This window comes from Pseudomonas sp. AGC41 (assembly GCF_057334555.1).
Genome location: NZ_JBHFJB010000024.1, coordinates 13957 through 18036 on the forward strand (window position 1 = coordinate 13957; position 4080 = coordinate 18036).

5 protein-coding genes are annotated in these 4080 nt (G+C 62.1%); 4 read left to right on the forward strand and 1 reads right to left on the reverse strand.

Translation table 11 applies throughout. The features are described from left to right. The first annotated feature begins 201 nt into the window (after positions 1 to 201). The 3 genes from ACE04F_RS04095 to pdxH all read left to right on the forward strand — a co-directional run bounded on the left by ACE04F_RS04095 (position 202) and on the right by pdxH (position 3256). Positions 202 to 1347, forward strand: a complete 1146-nt coding sequence (locus ACE04F_RS04095; RefSeq protein WP_486105028.1) for a serine hydrolase domain-containing protein — start codon at positions 202 to 204, stop codon at positions 1345 to 1347. A 118-nt stretch (positions 1348 to 1465) separates the two neighbouring features. Further along, positions 1466 to 2584, forward strand: coding sequence for an OmpA family protein (locus ACE04F_RS04100; RefSeq protein ID WP_486105030.1), 1119 nt, complete (start codon positions 1466 to 1468; stop codon positions 2582 to 2584). A gap of 24 nt (positions 2585 to 2608) precedes the next feature. Beyond that, positions 2609 to 3256 (forward strand): pyridoxamine 5'-phosphate oxidase, encoded by a 648-nt coding sequence (gene pdxH / locus ACE04F_RS04105; protein ID WP_486105032.1) that lies wholly within the window; start codon positions 2609 to 2611, stop codon positions 3254 to 3256. Here the strand turns inward: pdxH and ACE04F_RS04110 are convergent. After that, positions 3204 to 3488 carry a hypothetical protein gene (locus tag ACE04F_RS04110; RefSeq protein WP_486105034.1) on the reverse strand — a complete coding sequence of 95 codons (285 nt, stop codon included), beginning with the start codon at positions 3486 to 3488 and terminating at the stop codon, positions 3204 to 3206. The genes pdxH and ACE04F_RS04110 overlap by 53 nt on opposite strands. Positions 3489 to 3659: 171 nt before the next feature. Here ACE04F_RS04110 and ACE04F_RS04115 point away from each other — a divergent pair. Next, positions 3660 to 4080, forward strand: a 421-nt coding sequence (locus ACE04F_RS04115; RefSeq protein ID WP_486105036.1) for an outer membrane lipoprotein, incomplete at its 3' end; no start/stop codon positions are given.

Genomic DNA, 4080 nt, shown 5'->3' on the forward strand with positions numbered 1-4080 from the left:
CAGCCCCAAAACCCGACGCGGTGGTGTATCAGGCCAAACGCGTCGAATTTCCAACGCCTGCTACGCAGTCCAGCGGGAGCAAGCTCCCTCGCCACGGGGGGCTGCGTTCAACCAGCCGTCTTGCGGCGGTTCCCAAAAGCCGTAATCGCTGAAACAATGCCGGCCATTGACAAAAAAGCTTTTGTTCCAAGGGAGTTACGGGTGCAAATTCAAGGTCATTACGAGCTTCAGTTCGAAGCCGTGCGTGAAGCGTTCGCGGCGCTGTTCGACAATTCCCAGGAACGCGGCGCGGCGTTGTGCGTTCAGGTGGGCGGCCGCACCGTCATCGACATCTGGGCCGGCACCGCCGACAAGGATGGTCATGAAGCCTGGCACAGCGACACCATTGCCAATCTGTTTTCCTGCACCAAGACATTCGCCGCCGTCACCGCCTTGCAACTGGTAGCCGAGGGCAAGCTGCAGCTCGATGCGCCGGTCGCCCGCTACTGGCCCGAGTTCGCCGCCGCCGGCAAGGAGTCCGTCACCCTGCGTCAATTGCTCTGCCATCAGGCCGGGCTACCGGCGCTGAGAGAGTTGATGGCGCCTGAAGCACTTTATGACTGGCAGGCCATGACCGATGCCCTGGCGGCTGAAACGCCTTGGTGGACGCCTGGCGAAGGCCACGGTTATGCCGCGATCACCTACGGCTGGTTGATCGGCGAGTTGCTGCGCAGGGCCGATGGCCGAGGGCCGGGTGAATCCATCGTGGCTCGGGTCGCCAGACCGCTGGGCCTGGATTTCCATGTCGGCCTGGCGGACCAGGAATTTTATCGCGTGGCGCATATCGCCCGTGGCAAAGGCAACGCCGGAGATGCGGCGGCACAGCGCCTGTTGCAGGTGACGATGCGTGAACCTTCGGCCATGACCACCCGGGCCTTCACCAACCCGCCATCGATCATGACCAGCACCAACAAACCCGAGTGGCGCCGCATGCAGCAACCGGCCGCCAACGGCCACGGCAATGCCCGGAGCATCGCCGGGTTCTACGCCGGTCTGCTCGATGGCAGCCTGCTGGAAGGCGAAATGCTTGACGAACTGACCCGCCAGCACAGCTTCGGCGAGGACAAGACTTTATTGACCCAGACCCGTTTCGGCCTGGGTTGCATGCTCGACCAGGCGGATGTGCCCAACGCGACCTACGGCCTCGGGCCGCGGGCGTTTGGTCACCCTGGGGCAGGGGGCTCCATCGGTTTTGCCGATCCCGAGCATGACGTTGCGTTCGGTTTTGTGACCAACACATTGGGACCTTACGTCCTGATGGACCCGCGCGCGCAGAATCTCGCGAGGGTGCTTGCCGCTTGTCTGTAAAAAGCGGTTATCGGTAATGGGTACAGGAACCTCAGCTCCTTTGCGGTTTCCAAGCGACTGTTTATGCGGCCGGAACATGGCCTCTGTTTTTTCATCCTGATCATTTTGTGGATATCCAATGTCATCGAATAAAACCCTCGCTCTGGCGCTGTGCTTCGCTATTACCGGTTGCGCACAAAACCCACAAAATGATGCCGAGGGCGGCGGTGGCTGGTGGCCGTTCGGCTCGTCCGACAAGGTCGCGAGCAAGGATGCGGCGCCGCCGGCTCCTTTGAAACCCGCCGCCGAGGCACCGCAGGCCAAGGCCGAGGGAGCCACACACTGGTGGTGGCCATTCTCTTCGGATGAATCCGCCGCGGATGATGTCGCCAAAAAAGAACCGCTGAAACCTGAAGCCAAGGCGCCAGCCGTTGCCAAGGCCGAAGCCGAAAGCAACGGCAAATGGTGGTGGCCGTTCGGCGGCAAGGAACAGGAGACCGCCAAGGCGGTGCCGATGCCCGACCCGAAAGTCACCCAGGCCTGGCTCGACGACTATGAGCCGAAGCTGCGTACGGCGATCAAGGACAGCAAGCTCGAACTCGAACGTCGCGATAACGTGCTGGTGGTTACCGCTCCCGCGGACGGTTCGTTCAATCCTGATCGTCCGGCCATGTTGCTGCCGGTGACACTCGGTCCGTTCACTCGCGTCGCCAAGATTCTTGAAGCCGATCCGAAAACCGCCGTGCTGATCCTTGGTCACGCCGATACGTCGGGCGCGGCGCCGGCCAACCTGAAGCTCAGCCAGGAACGTGCCCAGTCCGTGGCGGCGATTTTCCGTCTCAGCGGTTTGCAGCGTGATCGCCTGATGCTGCGTGGCATGGGCTCGGTGGCTCCGCGTGCGGCCAACGACAGCGTTGAAGGCCGGGCCTTGAACCGTCGCGTCGAGTTGCTGGTCACGCCAGCGAACACCATGGTTGCATTGCTGAGCAAGTACAACATGCCAGCCCCTGCACCGGTGACCATGGTCGCTGCCCAGGACGTGAAACCCGCCGCGCCGGCCCCAGCCCCAGCGACGAAAAAGGCTGCCGCTCCGGCTGCCAAGAAAGCACCCGCCAAGAAGGCTCCTGCGAAAGCTGCCGCGAAGACTCCGGCCAAGAAAACCCCAGCCAAAAAGGCCACGCCAGCGAAGAAGCCCGAGCCGGCCAAGGCCGCTGCCGACGGCAAGAAAGTCGCTGCCGCCGATACCGCCAAACAGTGATTGGCTGACCACAAGGAACGCGCCATGACCCAAACGCTGGCTGATATGCGCCGTGACTATACCCGTGATGGCTTGACCGAGGCGCAGGCCCCGGCCGAGCCGTTCGCGTTGTTTCATCAATGGTTTGCCGAGGCGGTGAAAACCGAACAGGCACCGGTAGAAGCCAATGCCATGACCCTGGCGACGGTGGATGCCGACGGCAGGCCTCACTGCCGGATCCTGCTGCTCAAGGGGCTGGATGCCGAGGGCTTCACGTTCTTTACCAACTACGACAGCGCCAAGGGCCGGCAACTGGCCGTGAATCCGTTCGCGGCCATGACGTTTTTCTGGCCGACTCTGGAGCGCCAGGTGCGCATCGAAGGCAAAGTCGTGAAGGTCACCCCGCAAGAGTCGGACGCTTATTACCAGGTACGGCCGCTGGGCAGCCGTCTTGGTGCCTGGGCCTCACCCCAGAGTCGGGTGATCGCTGGGCGCGGTGAGCTGGAAGACTTGCTCAAGGCCACCGAGCAACGCTTCAGCGACAGTCAACCCCATTGCCCCGAGCATTGGGGCGGCTATCGCCTGTTGCCCGAGCGCATCGAGTTCTGGCAAGGCCGTCCGAGCCGCCTGCACGATCGCCTCAACTATCGCCTGCACGGCGCGGACTGGATTCGCGAGCGTCTGGCGCCCTGACGTCGGCGTAACCTGCCGCAGCGGCCTGGAGCCAGTGCGGCAGGTCCCGACGCTTGATCCCTTGTTCGCGGGCGAGGGTCAATTGTTGCAGCATGTAGTCTTTCTTCCGCTCATCCTGCCCCGCCAGCGACAGGGCCAGGTCGCGGTCCATCCAGCGTTTGATACGTACGTAAAGCCATCCGTGAAAGTACAGGCCGGCGACGGTGGTGGCGACTATGATGAAGTAATCCATGGAAAATCCCGGGGGCGATGACGCGAACTTTCGAAATTGGCGCTACTGTTGGATGAATTTTTCGGGTGCGCCTGTATCCCACCTGAATGAAAACAATTTTTCCCCGGCAAGGTCGTGACAGGCATCAAGTCGGGGAGTTTAATGGATCACTGTCTTTTGGAGTTTGATGCTATGCGCAAGTCTGTTTTGCTGGTTGCTTCCTTTTCGACGATGGCGATGTTACTCACAGGCTGCCAGTCAAGCCTGACCGGTGACTCCTACTCCCGTGACGAAGCGCGTCGCGTGCAGACGATTCGCATGGGTACCATCGAGTCCCTGCGCCCGGTCAAGATCGAAGGCACCAAGACCCCGATCGGCGGCGCAGCCGGTGCGGTGGTGGGTGGTGTTGGCGGCAGCGCTATCGGCGGTGGTCGTGGCAGCATCGTGGCAGCCGTGATCGGCGCAGTGGCCGGTGGCCTGATCGGATCCGCCACTGAAGAAGGCCTGACCCGTACCCAGGGTGTGGAAATCACCGTGCGTGAAGATGACGGCAGCATGCGTGCCTATGTCCAGCAGGTTCAGGAGAACGAAGTGTTCCGTGTGGGTGAGCGGG